The organism is Paenibacillus rhizoryzae (assembly GCF_059686995.1).
This window is the reverse complement of the sequence record NZ_JCAALT010000003.1, coordinates 687,904-707,040: the sequence shown is the minus strand read 5'-3', so window position 1 is coordinate 707,040 and position 19,137 is coordinate 687,904. Positions and strand designations below refer to the sequence as shown.

Below are 19,137 nucleotides of genomic sequence, written 5' to 3'. Positions count from 1 at the left end.
ATGGCAGCATTGCCCCAAAATATTAGAAAAAGAAAGTATACCAGAATCAGTATACTTTCTTTTCCATAAAGGAATCTAGCTTATTGACCGTTCATCTTCTGAAGGTTCGCCTGCCATTGTTCCGTCTTGTAAGCCAACAGCTTTTCAAGGCCCAACTCCATGGCATTGTCGTTAAGCTCCTTCAGAATCGTATCAACCTCGGCATCGCTTCCGGCAAAGATCGCTTTAGCAAAATATTTCTTGAATAAGTCTTCGATTGCCGTTGCTGCGATGCCTTCTTCGGAGTCCGTCGGAGGATCCAGGTTAACGAAAGCGGTCGTATCCTGAGATGTCTTCCATGAAACGTTGTTCTGTTGTACGGAAGCCCAGTTCTGGTTCTCCGGCGGTAAAGCCATTTCGATTTCGGTTTTCGTCGTATCGACGAACGTCGTGTTGCCGACCCAGTTGAATATGCCCATCTTATCTTTGTCTTTCTCGGCTTGAGGCGTGTTCTTCCACTTATCGTTCGGAATCGGAGCGCCTTTGTCGTCGCGTGTATCCCAGTAACGTCCCGGAGGACCGAACATCATGACGGATTGGCCTTCTTCACCGGTCATCCAATCGAGGTAAGCGAAGATACCTTCCGGATTTTTGGCGGCTGTCGTAATTACGTTGACGTTCCATCCCAGCGAATTGAATGTGTTCGGAAATACTTGGTTCTTATCGACGCCATCCTTATGCAACGGCCAGATCATTTCATAGCCGCCGTTTGGATTCTGCTGCTTCAGCAGCGTATTGCCTTCGGACATGGAAGGTTCCATCGAAGAGTAAGAGAGATAGACGGCGACACGGCCGTTCTTCATCTTCTCGTTCACTTGCTCTTTCTTCTGCGTCATGGCATCCTGCGTCATTAGCTTCTCGCGGTACAGCCTACTTGCAAATTTCACCGCTTCAATGAAGGCTGGGTGCGCGTATACCGATTCAAGCTTATCGCCATTCGGAACGCCTCTTACACCGATATAAGAAGGCGAGAAGCCATTCTCCATGCCTGATGTGAAGATATGTACCCCTTGACCGTCAATGTCGGTCTCGAATGGCACGACATCTGGGTATTTCTCCTTAACCAACCTCAGGTAAGCGTAGAGATCATCGAATGTTTCAAGTTTAGGTGAGCCGAGCTCATTGTAGATATTTTTGTTTATCAGATAGCCGGCGTTGCCGTTTGGACGGGATGTGTACCAGTTCGGGAACTGATACAGCTTACCATCCGGGGAGCGGAGCATATTCAACGTTTTGTCGCCTGCCCACTTCTTTAGGTTTGGATATTTGTCAAGATAGTCGTCGAAGGCAACAAGCTTTCCTGCCGCGCGCAACTTCTCGACCTCCGCATTCCGGTCCATGATGATAACATCGGGCAAATCGTCGGACGCAAGCATGGTACTCAGCTTCTGCTTAGCCGTACCGCCGGATTGGATTGGCGTTACGTTAACCTTCAGATTCTCCTTAACCCATTTACTCGTTACATCGTTGCCCCAAGGCTCGGTTGTCCACCAGTCGTAGTGAGCGTAGAAGGAGAAGTCCACAGGCTCGCTTCCGAACTTGAAGTCGGCCGAACTCGCAGCATCGTCTCCCTTACTAACTTCGTTGCCTTCTTTGTTTCCTCCGGCATCTTGGTTGGCGTTTGTCTCGGATGAGGCAGGCGGTTGGGTGTTATTGCCGTTGTCTTTGCTGCAACCAGCGAGTATCAGGCTGAGCATCATGGTGATTGCAAGCAGAATGAGTGCAGTCTTTTTAGTTTTCATGTCCTAACCCCTTTCTTCTATTAACGGTTTACTTATGCTGCTATGTGAGGGCCGAGTAAGGCCGGATCACCGATGTCATTACCCTTTCAGGGAGCCAACAAGCACGCCTTTCACGAAATATTTCTGTAGGAACGGATACACCGCGATGATCGGGATTGTCGCCACAACCATCGTAGCCATGCTGAGCGATTTGTTGGTGACGGTGCGAGCACGGGTCAGAGCGTCCAGCGCGGCGGCATTACCGCCCGTCGATTGGGCAATCATCTCCTGTGCCAAATTCGAATTCAAGATCTGCTGCAGCACCGCAGAGACCGGAAGCAGATGACTGTTATTGATGAAGATCGCCGGGTTAAACCAGTCGTTCCAATGATAAACGGCCGTGAACAATGACAGGGTAGCAAACACCGGCCCCGAAACCGGGAATACGATACGGAAGAAAATGCCGAAATTCGTGCAGCCATCGATCTTTGCAGATTCCTCCAAGCCGTCCGGGAGCTCTTGAAAGAACGTGCGGAAGATGATCATGTTCCACACGCTGATGATGCCTGGTACAACCATGACCCAGAAGGTGTTCAGCATGCCCAGCTCGCGAACAACCATGTAGAACGGAATTAAACCCCCGCTAAAAAACATCGTAATAATGAAGAAAATCATGTAATACTTCTTGAACACGACTTGTCGTCTCGACATGCCGTAGGCTAGCATGGCCGTGAAGAAGATCGATAGCACTGTGCCGGCAAGGACCCTCAACACCGCAATCAGGAAACCGTTCATAAACCTGCCATCCTTTAGTACGACAACGTAATTGTCAAGCGTGAACGCTCGCGGCCAGAAGGTGATACCGCCGAAAGCTGTATCCGCGCCTGCATTCAACGAAATGACGAAGGAATTCCAGAATGGGTACAGCGTTACGAAACCAAGTCCGATCAGAAAGCTATAGACTGCCGTCATCAAAAGCTTATCGCCTATTCCCGCTCTCATTCGATTACCACCGCTCTCTCCTAGTTTGTGACTGACGGCGGACTACCATAGGCTGTGTCCGGCACGGCGTGCCAGTATGTTGGCGCCTACAAGCAGCCCGACGCTGAATACCGCCTTGAACAACCCAACCGCAGCGGCGAAGGAGTAGCGTTCATTTTGCAAGCCCATACGAAAGACATAAGTATCGATGACCTCTCCGACATCCAGCAAAATCGCATTGCTGCCGTTGTTCGTCAGCATCAGGATATCCTCGAACCCGGCGCTCATCAGATTGCCGATCGCTAGGATCAGGAAGATTAAAATAACCGGCATTATCGATGGAATCGTGATTGAGATTATTTGCCGGATTCTCCCAGCCCCGTCCATCGCGGCCGACTCATAGAGGTGCGGATCTATTCCGGCTATGGCCGCCAAATAGACAATCGAAGCAAATCCAATTTCCTTCCATACGTTGGAGGCGATCAGAATGGACCAGAAGTACTCCGGCTTTGTCATCCAATTCACCGGTTCGTCGATTAAGCCCAGCTTCTCCAGCAGCATATTAATGCTGCCGTTCTCCGTCGACAGCATCGAGATGACGAAGCCGCTTACGATGACCCACGAAAGAAAATGCGGCAAATAGCTGATCGTTTGCATCACACGCTTGAAATATGCCCGTCCCACCTCATTCAGCATCAGTGCCAAAGCGATCGGCGCAGGGAAGCTGAACAGCAGCTTGAGCAGACTGATGACGATCGTATTGCGCATGATTTTCCAGAAATCCGGCGACTCGAAGAACATCCGAAAATTGTTGATGCCGACCCAGTCGCTCTTGAATGCGCCTTTAAAAATGTTGTAATTCTGAAAAGCAATGATAATGCCGTACATCGGAATGTAGCTGAAGACGAATACAAGCAGCAGTCCCGGAATAATCATCAATTGGATGTCCCATTGCCCTCGGAACCGTTTCCATAACGACTCCCGTTCTCCTGTAATCGCTTTCTTATTTGCTTGCTGAATGGTTGGCTGCATCGTATTCCTCCTTTCTGCGGAAGCGCTTCTAAGATAATACTATCGTACCGCACCATGGCGGGAGCCCTCAATTGAGGCATACAACTAAAAATGTCATTTTGCAACGATCGTAGTGTCACCGATATAAACAAAAACCCTACTTCGATACATCTCGAAATAAGGTTCATTTTAACCAGACCCAGCTGACGAATTGTATCCCCACGGGATTTATCGCCTTGTTTCTTCTTCGAATATCTCCGGGAGGGAATCCGTTTTTCTGTTTGTACATTTTAGAAAAGTTGTGCACGTTGGCAAACCCGCAATTAGCTGCGATTTCCTCCTGAGAGAGTTGCGTAATATCGAATTCCGAATTCTCGTAGTTTTCGACACTCTCATAAATCCCGTTTTCGGTCGTAACAATCATAGTTTTAATGATTCTCGCTGGCCTTCCAGTCGCAATATCATTAGCATAATTTTTCAGAACTAGTTTAGATACTTGTATCTGCAATTCATCGAAAAATTTTAATCCGAATACTGGTCCTGGAGCTATGAGCACTATTTACAATAATTTCCATATTCTTGAGAAAGCCAGAATGCCATCAAGCCATTAGCGACCATTCCAAGACTGTTCGTATTTACGTCAATTGTCCACGAAACAGAAATGTTCCAGTCGTCCAATAGCAGCCTTCTTACTTTCCAAAGCGTATCCGTTAAGTGAGAAAGTTCGGATGGGAGTGTCGACCAATTATGGATATTCCACATCAAGCCATACATAGCCAGATATTCCGTAAATAGCACCAGGTGATTCTTACAATCTTCTTCTCCAGATGTGAAATTAGCCTCATCTCTAACGAATTTGTTACGTGCACGATACCTGGAAGCGGTACGGATATGTAAAGTTTCTCGGCCTCCCCTCCATCTAACTTCTTACTTCATTTGATGACCTCAGCCAAAGCTAAATCAAGTATATCGTCAGCGTAAAATTGATCTCCGCCTAAGCATAGAATTGCATGACGTTCTCTTAACTAATCGAATGGTATTATGTGAAATTATTTAATTTCAAAGGAAGTATTCTTCTGGAGATACCTATGCCTTCCGCTCCCAGTCGTTTAATGGACAGAACTATAGTGCTTCCCACAATGCAAATGTTCAACCTCCTTCTCAGCCGGTAATTTCACACTTTGGTGGCTATCAAGCACAAAATTCGCAGTTTAGCGGTTCCCTCAACAATCGTCCATTCAATCTTCGCAAGCGGTCATTAGCCATTTTGGCTATACAAGTAACTAAACTTTTGGTCAACTAAATGTAAGTGCTGAAAGATACAAAAACAGGAAAATTAATATTGGACTTTCATTCTCCACACAATAGTATGGGATGAAAGTCCTTTGTTTGCTTCAACATGGGAAGATTATAGTCTCGTTGCCCATTGCTCGGATCGTGGCAACATTTAAACATTTTTGGGACAAGTACGGTATATTCTATTACTAATGAAGATTGAGGAGAGGTTGCACATGCGTTCAGTACTTCCGTTTATTAATGCAATAGGTCTCGCACTCGTACTTGTCCTCAATTATTGGTTTGAGAAGCTGCCGCTAGGAGGCAAAACAACGGGTCAAATCGCCGCTCAGTATCCCGTGCTCATTCAGCCCGCAGGCTATGCTTTCGGTATTTGGACTGTCATTTACGCTCTATTGGTCGGATTCGTGGTGTACTCCTTTACCAAGAAAGGTTCACAGAGCCGGTCCGTACAAGCTTGCAGCCTATACTTCATGTTAAGTTGTATATTCAACGTCTGGTGGCTGGCAGCCTTTCATCTAGAAAAATTGACGGCGAGCGTCATCATTATGTTTTCACTCTTATTCACTCTAATAATTCTATACACGAGAATCCGTTCATTCTCCAACAGACCCTTTACGCTGGCGGATCGCATATTCGTTTTCTTACCCTTCAGCTTATATTTGGGGTGGATTTGCGTCGCAACTATTGTCAACGTCGCCGTTGCGCTATATGCCTTCCACTGGGATCGTTTCGGTATTTCCGAAGAAGCATGGACGATCTTCATGTTAATTATCACTGCTTTGCTTGCTTCATGGATGGGCATTAGATACAATGACCAGGCAGTAGTAACCGTCTTCATCTGGGCTTTTATTGCAATCGGAGTGAGCAATGATTCTCACCTTGTAATTGCTTATACAGCCTATTTCCTCGCTCTACTGCTCTTTATTAGAACGCTTTACAGAGTTCTACCTATCAAAGAGGAAGATCCTTTCTCTTAAAAACTATTACGCCAGCAGAATATAACCCTATACTTATTCCAGTGAGGACGATTAGTCCCCCAACATAGTGTCCATTGCTGATAATAGCCTCGGAACGATACAACGTGACCAAAGTTACATTCTTGCATCCTTCAAGGCCATTGCTCATCCCGGAAAGCATTTTTGCAACGAAGAAGAAGATGAGTAGTCCCGCTCCTACAGCAAGGGAGTGGAAAGAACGATTAAACACGCATGAAGCGGTAAAGGTAATTCCGCCGATGGCCGATTGCAGCAAGAAAAATCCAACGGTCAGCTTAAGAAATTTGATGATATCCAGCTCTCCAGCTTGCGTAATTTCTGCCACACCGCAGCCAATACCGAAGACGAACGCAAACATCACTGCCAGTGAGGCAAGCAGGTAGAATGCACTCGTACAGGTCAACTCCGTTCTCGAAATCGGCGTAGAGAGATGGGTTGCCATACTACCTCGATCTACCTGCCCTGCAATCAGCTTATTACCAAGCACAATGGCATAAACCATGCCCAAGATCAGCGCAAACATCCCATAATATTGGTTGGCCACGAATGCAAGAAGCGATGAAATGTCACCAAGCGGATTTACACCTGCTCCTTTGTTTGCCTGTGCAATCTGCTGAATGGTGGACGGAACGAATACACTCATAATAATTGAGATTAGGACGCTCAGAACCCCTGTAATGGTAAAGAACAACTTGCGGTTCGAGGCGACAATTTGCAGGAACAACGTGCGATTAAACATGATGATATTCTCCTTTGTAGTAGCTCTTGAAATGTTCTTCAAGCGAAGACTTAATTTCACGAAACGACTTAATGTTCAGTGTGGACAGCTCACGCAGAAGCTCATTCATTCGTGCGTCTTCAATCTCAATGATTAAACGCCTATGTTCTGCATCGATTTCCTTTGCTACAAATTTATGAATGATTAATCCCATCTCTGTTAAATGGGTAAATTCGATGGTATATGTCCGTTTGGAGCTGTTTCTAATCTCTTCCGTTTGCACGATCGAGACCATTCTGCCTTGCTTGATCATGCCAATGCGATCACAAGTCCCCTCGATTTCTTCAAACATATGCGAAGACATCAGAATGCTTCTGCCCTGCTGCTTCTCCTCCCGAATCAGGTCAGCAAAAGCAGCTTGCATAATTGGATCCAAGCCACTCGTCGGCTCATCTAGAATCAGTACCTCCGGATTATGCATAAATGCGCAGATGATTCCAATCTTTTGCTTTGTCCCCTTTGACATACGGGTAATTGGCCCTGTTGGATCAAACTGGAAGCGATGAATCAGTTCTTCCGCTTTCGTTAGGCTGCGAAGCTTCCGCATATTGGCTAGATACCGAATCAGCTGCATGCCCGTCATTTTCTCCGGAAAAGCGATTTCCGCCGGCAAATAACCAAGCTGCTTCTGAATTTCCTTCGACTGGCTCCAGCAATCAAAATTGAGAATGGATGTCCTTCCGCTCTGAGGTTTCATAAAGCCAAGCAGATGGCGGATGGTAGTCGTCTTCCCTGCTCCGTTTGGACCGATAAATCCGAACACTTCTCCCCGATTAATGCCAAAAGAGAGATCGAATATCCCCTTCTCTCCATTAAACTTTTTCGTAATGCCCTCTACTTGAATGATGCTCATCGTTTTATTCCCCTTCCAGGTTAACAGCTTTAATCATCCAACAACTTGTCGTATGATTAAAGTGTAAAGGAGTCCTTCATCTGCTTCAACCAACAGTCTTAGTTGAAATGTCGGATAACTACATATGAAAGGAACGGATTTAACATGAAGAAGCAGCTGCAGCTCACGTTGCAAACGAAAAAGAATTTAACAGATGCGTTCTGGACACTATACTGCACGAAACGCATTGAGAAGATATCAATTAAGGAGATTACAACCAGAGCGGGGTACAATCGGGGCACATTTTACGAGTATTTTAAGGATGTGTATGACGTATTAGAACAAATTGAGAACGATTTGCTAGCCAGACTGCAGCACCTAATGATACCGCCTACTCTTACGCCTGTACCGCCTATGGATATCTCCATGCCAGTCGGTATATTATTTCAGCTATTCGAGGAGTTGGGGGACTATTTCATCGTGCTACTCGGTGATCAAGGCGATCCTGCATTTCTAAGTAAAGTCAAAGCCAGTTTCAAGCCGCTGCTGCAAGCTAAATTAATGGCAGAGGGTATCACAGCCGGATACGAACTGGACTACACGATAGAATTTACATTGAACGCAATGATCGGCATTCTCAACTATTGGTTTAGTCAACAAGCCAGACCAACATTAGATCAACTATTTGTGCTAATGAACGAACTTATGAATGAAGGCGTACTGAAAAAAATCATATTATTGAAGTCAAATGCTCAAACAATGTAAAGAAACCATAACAATTCTAGATCTCCTTATTCAGAGAGAACCAACTATTGGGTAATGATTGTATCAGTTCACTTATTCGGGCTGTCAGCTGTTGATCCGTCAAAGGGTTAACTGCCGACCTCTTTTTTATCTACAATACTTTATATTTGATAAGTAAAAACGGCACCTTATCTATGAAAACTTTTCGAAAAGGTAGTGATTTTTTCCATAAGCCTTTTTATTTTTTCAGACCATTTGTCAGCTAAATATCAGCATATACCACAAATTCGTATGTCCAACGTGCCGTTTTAACGATTATGGTGAAGGGCCGTTTCACTATGTCTGTCGCTCACCTTATTGTTGTCCGTCGTCTTCGTCCCCTCGACCGCATTCGCAGCATCTGTATCCGGGAGCTTGAACTGGAGCAGCTCCACCGGCAAGAGCGCCGGCAATCTGAGCTATGGCATGAATATTTATAAAGCATTCGAAGGCTCTTCCATCGCTGCAGACGCCAAATACAAAACGAATGTCGCTTTCATAAACAACGGCATTCTCCGTTTCCGTTACCATCTGGCTGATCAAATGGCGGAATCCCGTTCCGGCTATCCGGGCTATAGCTCTGGAGGGGGGTATTGAATCCGGGATCGTCCTCCTATGCCTGGGATTTCACCAAAATCGATTCCATATTCTCCAATACGTTCAGTCACGCTCCGGTGAGAATGGTCGATTTTGCAAACTGGCCTTCTTATATGGACGACGGCACAGGTAAGCTGAAAACGACCATGTATGATGCGTATGCCGCCTTCTGTGCTTCGCTTGTCAATTGTCTGAACAATGTGAAACATTATAATATTCAATATTGGGAGGTTTTCAATGAATTGGAGAACGGATCTTCCGGGCCATACTCCAGCAATTTGGGAACACTAGCAGTCATTTACAACAAAGTCGCTGACGCGCTTAAAGCGGCGGATAGCAGCATTAAAGTCGGGGACCTGCATTTGCGAGGGCAGATTTGACGGCTCAAGTCGATGCTTTCCTTGCGGAAAGCCATGCTTTGCCATTGAACTAAATACAGCATGAACCAAATCAACCGTGTGTTTTGCTGGATTCTTTCGAAGGAATTAAGCCTTGAAGACATTGCCAAGCACTTCAACGTGAACGCTCCTCGTTTAAGCAAAATCTTCTTGAAGTTTGCCGGCGAATCGCCATCCAACTATATTATCTCGCTCAGAATGAACGAAGCCAAGCAATTGCTCTCGCTGAAAAAGGAGCTTTCCGTTAAAGATGTCGGAGAAGCCGTCGGTTATCCCGACCCTTTTTATTTCAGCCGAATCTTTAAGCAATATACAAGCCTGACGCCTACCGAATATAGAAACCGATTAGAATAAATAAGCTGTATCACTCTTCACAGTTTCATTCATGGCTGATCTTTTATACTTTCAACTAGAATAGCAACAATCCACTACCTCATGCGGTAGTGGAATTATATGGTGGATCTGTAAGATCAACGAGAAGAGTCTAAGCGTGTTATCGGGATACATTCGACATATACAATTTCTCATGATCAGATGTGTAACAGCGACATCGAAAGCGGCCGCGTTAGGTAGAATCGGATCAACCGCGATCGAGCGTAACGGCGATCGTTCTTTCGCCGGCAGCGATCGGCTGCCGTTACGCTCAACCTCTACGCAATTGATGATGGGTTTCGATGATATAGAAGTAAGTAGACTACCATTTACCCTTTAACAGAACCAAGGACGATCCCTTTCGTAAAATACTTCTGAAGAAAAGGATAGAGCACTAGAATCGGCAAAGCCGTCACAAAGACTTGCGCGCCTTTCAGCGTCCGATCCGAAACATCTGCATACAGCTTTGCTGCGTCGAGCGTCATAATGTCGTTGCCCTTGACGACCGATTGCAGCATCGTCTGCAGCGGATACTTGGAAATATCCGTCATGTACAGCAAACCCGCAAACCAATCGTTCCAATGCCCCACGAAGTGGAACAGCGTCACGGTTGCGATGACCGGCATGGACAACGGAATAATGATCCTCGATAAGCTTGTGAAGTAGGATGCGCCGTCCATAAACGCGGCTTCTTCGATTTCGGAAGGCAACTGCTTCAAGAAATTCATCATTAGAATGACACTGAAGATCGGAACGGCGCCCGGCAGCACCAGCGACCAAATGGAGTTCAGCAGCCCAAGATCATGCACGATGATATAGGTTGGCACGAGTCCGCCGTTAAACAGCATAACGAAGATCATCCCCCACATGTAGACGTGCCGCCCTGCAAACTGCTTCGCAGACTTGGCCAGCGGATAGGCCATCAGGATGGTCAGTACATTATTGAGCAGCACGCCAAGCAAGGTTCGCTCCGTGGATATCCAAAACGCCTTCAACACTTCCGCGCGGGTCAGAATGACTTTGTAGGATTGAATCGTGAAATCAACCGGCCATAGGCCTACCAGATTGGCATTGGCCGCGTGGCTGCTGCTCAAGGAAACTGCCAGCACGTTTATCAGCGGCAGGATGCATAGGAATGCTGCAGCCGCAAGAAGCAGATAGTTGAAGATGGCGAACAAGCGCGTCCCCCATGTATCATGTAGTTTGTTCATTTCATGACCTCCCGAAGGAACAAATGCCTGAATGCGCGATTAGAATACGCGGTATTTCGTGATGCGGTAAGCAAGCAAGTAGCCTGCGATAATGAGCACGCTGTTCACAACCGATTTGATCAGCCCTACCATCGTGCTAAGGCTCCAGTTCGTTTCCTGAAACGCCACCCGATACACGTACGTGTCCAGAATATCGCCCCGATCCATGACGAGCGGATTATATAAGTTGAAAATTTGCTCGAACCCCGCATTGAGCACATTGCCCAGGCTCAGAATCGCGGTCAATATGATAATGGGCACGATGCCCGGGATCGTAATGTGGAGCGTTTGCTTCCAGCGGTTCGCCCCGTCAATAACCGACGACTCGTAAAGGGCTGGATCGATACCAGTTAAAGCTGCCAGATAAATGACCGTTCCCCAGCCGAAATTTTTCCAGATGTCCGTTGCTATAATAATCCAGGGAAAGCTCCGGTTGTCTCCAAGATAATAGAAAGGTTCGATGCCGAACCAGCCAAGAAATGAGTTCACGATGCCCGTTAGCGAAAACACGTCGAGAATGAGTCCCGCCAGAATGACCCAGGACAGGAAATGAGGCAGATAAATGATCGTTTGCACGCCTTTCTTGAAGAAGCTGCGGCGCACTTCGTTCAGCATGAGCGCAATGATAATCGGAACCGGGAAGCCGAGCAGTATTTTCAATCCGGCAATGTAAACCGTATTGTTCGTCACGCGCAAGACATCGGGCAACTTCATCATGAAGTCGAAGTATTTGAGTCCGACCCAAGGCGATGCCCAAATTCCTTTGGAAGGCAAGAACTCTTTGAAAGCAATCAGGATGCCATAGAGCGGCAAATACGAAAACAGGATAAGAAAAACGACGCCGGGAGCAATCATCAGATGAAGCTGCCATTCTTTTGTAGCCAAACGCCTTTTGATCATGTTCATGAAGCCACCGCCATTGCCATTAGATATGCCAAGGCTCGCCGCTGAGGACGAGCCCTGGTATTCGGTTGCGCGTACGTCTTGGTATTGGGCTTACTTCTGCGTTGCTAGCTCCTCGTTCATTTCATCTAGAATCTGCTTGCCGCCGAGATCGTTGTATTGCTTCGCAAAGTCGTCGAAGGAATCGACCGGAGACTTGCCCACGATGATTTTAATGAACGTTTGATTCTCCAGGTCGAGCAGGCTTGCGCCTTTCAACTTGCCTGTCTCTGTCGCGCTTCCGAACCAACCGTTGTAGACGATCGTTTTGTAGCTGCTCGCGTTTGGTACGCCTTCGAGGAACGTTTTGTACCATGGCCAGTTAGCCGCATCGCCTTCCTTGCCTTTCTTCACGTTCTGGAACGTAACGCGCTGATCGGCTGGCATGTTCTGATCGGTGCCTGATTTAAGCGCATCGGTGAAGAGGTTGTAGCGGTTCGTATTGGCGTCAGGGCGGTCATTGAAGACTGGCAGCCAGTTGTTGATGCTGGCATTCGCGTACTTCGGATCCTTATTGAGTTCCGACCATGCTTTCGCCCACGCATTGTCGAGGTTACTGTAGGACGTTTCGGCAAGATTGTTTAGCAGCACCATCAGCGCTTCCGGATGCGCGAAGCCTTTGCGGACCACGAAGTAGCCGCTTACGTTAATCGGAACGTTCGGCTGATACTCCGAACCGCCAAGACCAGGCATTGGCATGCTGACGAAATCAGCGCCCTTCACGTTCTTCGGCACATCCTGCAGCGGCCAGAGCGGCGAGAAGAACTCCCCGATCAGAATGCCGACTTTGCCTTGCGAGACGAGCTCCATCGATTTCGGCATGTCTTTCGTTACGAATTCCTTGTCAATGACGCCTTCTTTATACAGTTCGGCCAGCATCGTCAAGCCCTGCTTCATATTCGGATTCAAGCTGCCGTAATTCAGCTTGCCGTCCGCATCCTTCACGTATACCTTCGGATATGCGCCGTAAGCGTTCATCAGCGCCGTAAACTTCAGGTCGAGCTGGTTGTTCATGGACAGCCCGTACGTGTCCGGTTTGCCGTCGCCGTCCGGATCTTCCTTGGCGAAGCGCTTCGCCAGCGAGATCAGCTCTTCGAACGTCTTCGGCATTTGAGCGCCTAGTTTGTCCATCCAATCCTTGCGGATGTAGACGACAGGCGAACCGTTCAGTGAATCGGAAACGTTAGGCATGCCGTAGATCTTGTCTTCGCGCTGTGCGCCAGAGAACAGAAGCCCATCTTTGTAACCGGCGATTTGTTTTGTTTTGTCCGTTGCGTACTTGTCATAAATCGGCTTCAGGTCTTCAAGCATGTCATTCTTGATCAGTTGGTCCACGTCGGCTTGCTCCGCGAAGAAGATATCCGGCAGATCGTTGCTCGCAATGCCAAGCTTGATGCGTTCGCGGTAGTTTTCGTAAGGGACGGCGAACTTGTTCGTCGGCTTGATGTTCGTCGTCTGCTCGATCATTTTGTACACCGCGTTGTTGCCTGGGTCTTCGCCTTCAGGGTACACCTTGACATCGAATACGCTCTTCGCGAATACGACATCGACCGGCTCCTTGAATTTGTAGTAGTCGATCTCTTCCGCCGGCTTCTCCGCAGAAGCATTGTCCGTCGGCGCATTATTCGTTGCCGCCGCATCGTTTGTCTTATTCCCCGATTCCCCCGTGTTATTGCCATTGTTGCTGCCGCAGGCTGCCGTCAGTACGAGCGACAACGCCATGCATCCAAACAGAGTAAAGCGCAGTGCCTTGTTCTTCACATGCATCCAATCCTTTCGCTGAACGTTATTGGAATTGCTCTACTTGCTACACATTTATCGTAACGGAAGTGCGCTATAGCCCATAAGAAGAAAGTCTTTACGTTTGTGCACGATTTTGTCTTCTGCGTGAATTAAAGCGATACGAAGCAGTAAAAAAGCGGCTCCCGTGTGAGAGCCGCCGTTTCAAGCTATGAATTCGATAACGAGGACGAGCGAAAATCCTGCGGCGGGATGCCAACGGTTTTGCGAAACACCTTGGAGAAGTAGTTCGCACTCTGGAAGCCGAGCTTCTCGGATATGTCCTGAATCCGATAGCGATCGTCCAGCAGCAGCTTCTTGGCTTCTTCCATACGAACACGGGTAATATAGCTCATCAGCTGTTCACCTGTAATCTGGTGGAACAGGCGCGACAGATAGGACGGACTGACATACTTCAGCTTGGCCAGCGCGTTTAAGGAAAGGTCCTCGTCTAAATGCTGATGAATGTAAGCGCGGACCTGCGCGATCAAGAGATCGGACGGATTGTCGCGAACCTCCCCCATCTTGTTCGAGATATGATTAAAAAGCTGGATGAGGAAGCTCTTCATCGAGCCGACGTCCCGATGAGACTTGAAGTTGCCCAGCCGATCCGCCGTCTGAGGGTCCAATTGGTTCTGCAAATTATAGAGCAACAAGAACTGCGACAGCTGGTTCGCGATTGCTATGTAATGGATGGCCAGCTGCTCCGGGCTTGGGAGCTCTAGGCCGTTTATCGCAAAAGCACTGTCCAGGCAGCGCTTGAACCTTGCCTCATCCCTGGCTTTCAGCGCCTCAGACAACTCCTGCGTGATCTTGTGCAGCAACTGGTAGTGGATCGCCGTCGCCTTGTCACGCTCCGGCGTGACGAGCAGCGTGCTGCTGAATGCGCACAATCGCAGCGCGGATTCAGCATACCAGAACGCATCGGGCCATTTGTCCCATGAGGACGGCTCAGGCGTGAGCACCATAGAGAAGGTGATGCCGAGCACCCGTTGAACGGTTTCATGTGCAATCGACACCCGCTCGCTCCACTGCTCCCTGCTCTGCTCCTGATCTTCCGTCTGCAGCAGCAGCACGAACCAGCCGTCGAAGCGGAACGACTCCACGCGATATTGTCCCGCCCATAGCTCTTGCAGCATGTTTTGCACCGCAAACAGCAGCAAAAACTCGTCTTCGTTGTGAAACCGCTTGCCGAAATCGTCGATGCGCACAATCAACGTCCATACGGGCAAGGACACAAAAAGCGGAATCCGCTTCTGGCGGAAAGCCGCCTCGGACAATGTCCTCACATTCACTTCGCCGTGAAGCACGCGCCCCCACCATTTGTCTTGCATAAGCGGAATCGCTTGACGGGACAGACGCTCGGCCTCCTCTAGAGAAAGCATCATATGGTAGACTAGGTCGAGCTGGGCTATCGCCTCTTTCAAGCTCGCCACGACTTCTTCGTCCTCCGCAGGCTTCAGCAAATAATTCAACGCTCCTAATTGCAGCGCGCGTCTCGCGTAATCAAAGTCCGAGAAACCGGTCAGGAAGATAACTGCGGTATGTCGCCATCTTTCCCTAAGACGCTGAACGAGCTGCAGTCCATCCATCTCGGGCATGCGGATATCCGCCAGTACGATATCGAACGGTTCCTGATCGAACTTGCGAAGCGCTTCGTTCGCCGAGAACGAGTAGCTGATTTCCCTTAGAGGCAGCCCTAGCTCGGTAATTATCTCTGCAAGGCCCTCCGCAATCGCCGGCTCGTCGTCAACGATCAACAGTCTGTACATGGCCGCTCACTCCCTCTTGGTTTAGTGGCTTGAACGGATTCGGATGAATAGCTTCCGGCTGCTGCTTCAGCTTGCATAGCGGAATGCGAAGCGAGGATGTAAACCCGTCCGGCGCACCGTTCTCCAGCATGATCCGACTCTCCTCGCCGTACAGATGATAAAGCCTGCGATTCACATTCCATAAGCCAAAATGATCCGAGCTGTTCACGGACTTCTCCAGACGGCTCTGCAGCCTCAGCCATTGCTCGTTTTCCATGCCGCGACCATTATCCTTCACATCCAACCGTAAGACATCACCTTCCACGTAACCGGTAATGCGCAGTAAACCAGGCCGGTCCGCGCGTTCGATCCCATGTAAGAGCGCATTCTCCACAAGCGGCTGCAAGAGCAGGCCCGGAACCTCGATACGTTCAAGTCCTGACTGAATATCGATTTCGAATTCGAGCCGGTTGGAGAACCGCATCTTCTGGATTTCCAAATACGTACGTGTGTATTTGATTTCCTCCATCAGAGCCACGTCGCGAGATCCCTGCTGGGTGACGAAACGGAAATAATCCCCTAAGTACTTGCACAGCTTTGCCACCTGACCCATCTCGCCGGATTTGGCCATCCGATACCCGATGTAGAAGCAGTTGAACAGAAAATGCGGGTTAATCTGCGATTGTAGCTGCTTCAGCTCTGCTTGCTGCCGCTCGATTTTGCTTTCGAGCACTTCCTCGATCAAGCTTCGGAGCTGCCCGACCATTTTATTGAACTGTTTATAGACAAATCCGAACTCGTCCTTCTGACTGACCGGCAAGGTAGAATTCAAATTCCCGATCTCCACCTCGCGCATCGTCCGCACAAGCTTATGGAGCGGCTTATGAATTTGATGGTAGGTGAACCAGGAGTAGAGCACCGCAAACAGAATCATGCTGATCGAGATGCCCACGTACCATTTCCAGATGACGGCGACCGGCGCCAAAATGCTGCTTTCAGCGATATAGGACACCAGCGTGAAGTTATGGTCCGTCGAGCGCTGGACGAGATATGCTTTCCCGTCAACTTGAATCCGGCTAGTCTCGTCCTCCTCAAGCTGATCGTAGATGCTGCGGTCAAGTGCTTCCGAATCTGCGTCGCCGATTCGTTTCCTCGTTTCGTCATCAATAAGAAACACGTTAAACTTCTTGTTGTCGTCCAGCTTGTTCATCGTCGCAATCATGCGTTTCTGTGATAGGTTCGTTCCGAGCACGTACAGGACATTGGTATTGCTACCGTCCGTGACCGCCGTGGAATAGGTAATGGTATCATTGCCGATATAACGCACCATCTCGTCCGTACGATTCATATGCCTGCGAAGAATGGTTTCGTCCGCCGCCCCGATCGACGTCACCCCTTCATTGACGGACAACTTGATCTTCGACTGGGGAAGCAGCAGAAAGACGTCCGTGACGTAATCGCTGGAGTAATTAACGATCTTCATCTTGGCCCGGATACTGCCAGTCAGCTGCACGAATTCATAATCAAAACCGTCATGCTGATGTAGATAAACCGCCGGCATGTCAGCGTCGTTATTCAGGGCGATGAGCATCTGATTCACGTTGCGCAGCTCTTCCTGCAAGTAATCCATAAAAAACTGCAGCTTCGAATGCGCCGATTGCTGCGCTTGGTTGGACAGCGCATTGCCCGCCACCCACAAGGCGCCATAACAAATCGCGGTGAAAGGAATCATGACCGCAAGAAAGCCGAGAAACATTTTACGAAACACGCCTGTGCGCAGCAACCCTCTCAATCCCATTGTCCTCCGCCTTCCTGCCCGCGCTCCGCTAGTCGGAGCCTCATTGTTTTTGCTGCCAGGCATTCACTTCCCGAGTGATCGCATCCCCGCCGAGCTTGACCCATTTCTCCTTAAACTGGCTAAACATGTCCAGAGGTGAGCCCATGATGATTCGCGTCAATTGTTCGTGCTCGAGGCGTGCGAGCGCTTCTCCTTTAGTGAGCATGTCCGGTGTCGGCGCATCGAAGAAGGCCGAATACTGCAGCTTAGGGTAACTGCTCAGCACCAGTTCCGACTCATCGAATATTTTGCGGAAGGTCCAGGCGTCCAGCTTATCCTTGGATTGAATAAAGTTCGCATAGATATTGCGGGCTGATGTGGAAACGAGCTTGGTTTCATCGCCCGACTGAAGCGCCGCATGAATTTCTTTGCCTGATTGCAAGTTCCGAACAGGTGAATCGAACAAGTAGGGCTTCATGTACAGATGCGCGGACATATCCTTGTAGACGCCCTTGCCCGCTTCGTCCCAGAACTTACCCGGTTCCCCCATATTTGCTTGCATCATGTAGGTAACGTTGAGAGCCTTGATCAACGCTTCGGGATGCTCGTAGCCGCTGCGGACCACGACCCAGCTTCCCGAGAAGGGAAGCGCCTTAGGCACAGCGGTTTTCCCATCCACGCTCGGAATAGGCGCGACAATCCAGTCCGCATTCGGATTGTTCTTGAGCGCATCCTTAAGCGGCCATAGGGGGTAATGAAACGGTCCGAATACGATGCCAATTCGTCCGTCCGCGACATCCTTGGATACGCGGTTCAAGTCCTTAATGGCGAATTCCGGGTCGATGGCGCCGGAATCGTACCAGTCCTTCAGCATGGAGAGAACGGGAATCATCCGATCGCTGATTGTGCCGTACGATAATTTGCCGTCAGGAGAGCTTACCCATAGCTCCGGGTAAACGCCGAAGCCTGCTGCAAGCGCGTCCATTGTCATTCCACCCGGCAAGCCGACTGAGCCGCCCTCAGCGGCTTGCTCAAAAGCAACGCCCCAGGTATCCTTCTTCCCATTGCCGTCAGGATCTTGCGAAGCGAACGCATGAACAAGCTCGTTCAGCTCGGCAGTCGTACGCGGCACTTGGCGATGAAGGTTACGCAGCCAATCCTTACGTATATACATTAATGCTATGGAATTGCCCATATCCGAGGGAAGCGGAATCCCGAAGATGCGTCCACTCTTCGTTGCAGGTGTAAACGCTATCCGATTCTGGTAGCCCATGTTCGCCTTCAGACCAGGCAGTGCGTACTTGTTCCATACATCCGTCAAATCCTCGACCTGACCGTTCTTGATCAGGCGGGACATTTGCTCCACGTTTACTTGGACGGCGTCGGGAAGATCGTTGCTGGAGATGTCGAGATCAATTTTCTCCCCGATCTTTCCGCCGTCCGCCACCCATTTATTATGAAATTCGAGATTCAGAAAAGATTTCATATAGCGTGTATGCAGATTATCGTCTATGCTTTCGCCCGATGCGAATCGCATAACGTCGTTCATCCCTGCCCAGACCGTCATCGTGACCGGTTCGGCATAAGGAGTGACAGGGCCGTCCGTCTCTGGCCGGGACAGCTCGGTATTTGGCGATTTCCCGGCTTGCGAAGCGCAGCCGGCCATCTGAGCAATAGCGAGAAGGGAAACGAAACCGAATGAATAGGAACCTCTGAATCTATGAATCTTCACCTTACCCTCGCCCCCCAAGAAAACAATATATATGAATCATATCATTTACTCAGGCAGGGCTCATAAACAAAAGATGGAAGGCGTTCCATCAGTGGGGAAC

16 protein-coding genes are annotated in these 19,137 nt (G+C 48.9%); 5 read left to right on the top strand and 11 right to left on the bottom strand.

The genetic code is table 11. The features are described 5' to 3' along the window. Positions 1 to 80: 80 nt before the first annotated feature. From AC6ESO_RS12325 to AC6ESO_RS12315, 3 genes are all read right to left on the bottom strand, one after another. Positions 81 to 1,781: an extracellular solute-binding protein gene (locus tag AC6ESO_RS12325; protein ID WP_497091552.1), complete on the bottom strand. Its 1,701-nt coding sequence runs from the start codon at positions 1,779 to 1,781 to the stop codon at positions 81 to 83. 78 nt (positions 1,782 to 1,859) lie between these two features. After that, entirely contained in the window at positions 1,860 to 2,762 is a 903-nt protein-coding gene (locus AC6ESO_RS12320) for a carbohydrate ABC transporter permease (RefSeq protein WP_497091551.1), read from the bottom strand. A 42-nt stretch (positions 2,763 to 2,804) separates the two neighbouring features. Beyond that, complete coding sequence (locus tag AC6ESO_RS12315) at positions 2,805 to 3,773, bottom strand: ABC transporter permease (protein WP_497091550.1); 969 nt, start codon at positions 3,771 to 3,773, stop codon at positions 2,805 to 2,807. Positions 3,774 to 5,263: 1,490 nt separating this feature from the next. On the opposite strand from AC6ESO_RS12315, the gene AC6ESO_RS12310 reads away from it, so the two are divergent. Beyond that, positions 5,264 to 6,028: a TspO/MBR family protein gene (locus AC6ESO_RS12310; protein ID WP_497091549.1), complete on the top strand. Its 765-nt coding sequence runs from the start codon at positions 5,264 to 5,266 to the stop codon at positions 6,026 to 6,028. On the opposite strand, the gene AC6ESO_RS12305 is transcribed toward AC6ESO_RS12310, so the two are convergent. Both AC6ESO_RS12305 and AC6ESO_RS12300 read right to left on the bottom strand, forming a co-directional pair. Continuing rightward, the gene (locus tag AC6ESO_RS12305; RefSeq protein ID WP_497091548.1) at positions 6,003 to 6,785 is read right to left on the bottom strand and encodes an ABC transporter permease subunit; all 783 of its coding nucleotides are present in this window, start codon (positions 6,783 to 6,785) and stop codon (positions 6,003 to 6,005) included. The genes AC6ESO_RS12310 and AC6ESO_RS12305 overlap by 26 nt on opposite strands. Next, on the bottom strand, positions 6,778 to 7,677 hold the full coding sequence (locus AC6ESO_RS12300; protein WP_497091547.1) for an ABC transporter ATP-binding protein: 900 nt from the start codon (positions 7,675 to 7,677) through the stop codon (positions 6,778 to 6,780). The genes AC6ESO_RS12305 and AC6ESO_RS12300 overlap by 8 nt, the downstream gene beginning before the upstream one ends. A gap of 144 nt (positions 7,678 to 7,821) precedes the next feature. Here AC6ESO_RS12300 and AC6ESO_RS12295 point away from each other — a divergent pair, with 144 nt between their 5' ends. From AC6ESO_RS12295 to AC6ESO_RS12280, 4 genes are all read left to right on the top strand, one after another. Continuing rightward, the gene (locus tag AC6ESO_RS12295; protein ID WP_497091546.1) at positions 7,822 to 8,421 is read left to right on the top strand and encodes a TetR/AcrR family transcriptional regulator; all 600 of its coding nucleotides are present in this window, start codon (positions 7,822 to 7,824) and stop codon (positions 8,419 to 8,421) included. A gap of 393 nt (positions 8,422 to 8,814) precedes the next feature. Continuing rightward, positions 8,815 to 9,036, top strand: coding sequence for a hypothetical protein (locus AC6ESO_RS12290; protein ID WP_497091545.1), 222 nt, complete (start codon positions 8,815 to 8,817; stop codon positions 9,034 to 9,036). After that, positions 9,033 to 9,416, top strand: coding sequence for a hypothetical protein (locus AC6ESO_RS12285; protein ID WP_497091544.1), 384 nt, complete (start codon positions 9,033 to 9,035; stop codon positions 9,414 to 9,416). Before AC6ESO_RS12290 ends, AC6ESO_RS12285 begins: the two co-directional genes overlap by 4 nt. Before the next feature lie 60 nt (positions 9,417 to 9,476). Further along, positions 9,477 to 9,788 carry a helix-turn-helix transcriptional regulator gene (locus AC6ESO_RS12280; RefSeq protein ID WP_497091543.1) on the top strand — a complete coding sequence of 104 codons (312 nt, stop codon included), beginning with the start codon at positions 9,477 to 9,479 and terminating at the stop codon, positions 9,786 to 9,788. 347 nt (positions 9,789 to 10,135) lie between these two features. On the opposite strand, the gene AC6ESO_RS12275 is transcribed toward AC6ESO_RS12280, so the two are convergent. From AC6ESO_RS12275 to AC6ESO_RS12250, 6 genes are all read right to left on the bottom strand, one after another. Further along, complete coding sequence (locus AC6ESO_RS12275) at positions 10,136 to 11,017, bottom strand: carbohydrate ABC transporter permease (protein WP_497091542.1); 882 nt, start codon at positions 11,015 to 11,017, stop codon at positions 10,136 to 10,138. A 39-nt stretch (positions 11,018 to 11,056) separates the two neighbouring features. Continuing rightward, positions 11,057 to 11,962, bottom strand: coding sequence for an ABC transporter permease (locus AC6ESO_RS12270; protein WP_497091541.1), 906 nt, complete (start codon positions 11,960 to 11,962; stop codon positions 11,057 to 11,059). Between the two features lie 90 nt (positions 11,963 to 12,052). Further along, entirely contained in the window at positions 12,053 to 13,759 is a 1,707-nt protein-coding gene (locus AC6ESO_RS12265) for an extracellular solute-binding protein (protein WP_497091540.1), read from the bottom strand. A 188-nt stretch (positions 13,760 to 13,947) separates the two neighbouring features. Beyond that, on the bottom strand, positions 13,948 to 15,549 hold the full coding sequence (locus AC6ESO_RS12260; RefSeq protein WP_497091539.1) for a response regulator transcription factor: 1,602 nt from the start codon (positions 15,547 to 15,549) through the stop codon (positions 13,948 to 13,950). After that, complete coding sequence (locus tag AC6ESO_RS12255; RefSeq protein ID WP_497091538.1) at positions 15,527 to 17,326, bottom strand: sensor histidine kinase; 1,800 nt, start codon at positions 17,324 to 17,326, stop codon at positions 15,527 to 15,529. The genes AC6ESO_RS12260 and AC6ESO_RS12255 overlap by 23 nt, the downstream gene beginning before the upstream one ends. 40 nt (positions 17,327 to 17,366) lie before the next feature. Then, positions 17,367 to 19,037: an extracellular solute-binding protein gene (locus AC6ESO_RS12250; protein ID WP_497091537.1), complete on the bottom strand. Its 1,671-nt coding sequence runs from the start codon at positions 19,035 to 19,037 to the stop codon at positions 17,367 to 17,369. Positions 19,038 to 19,137: the final 100 nt, after the last annotated feature.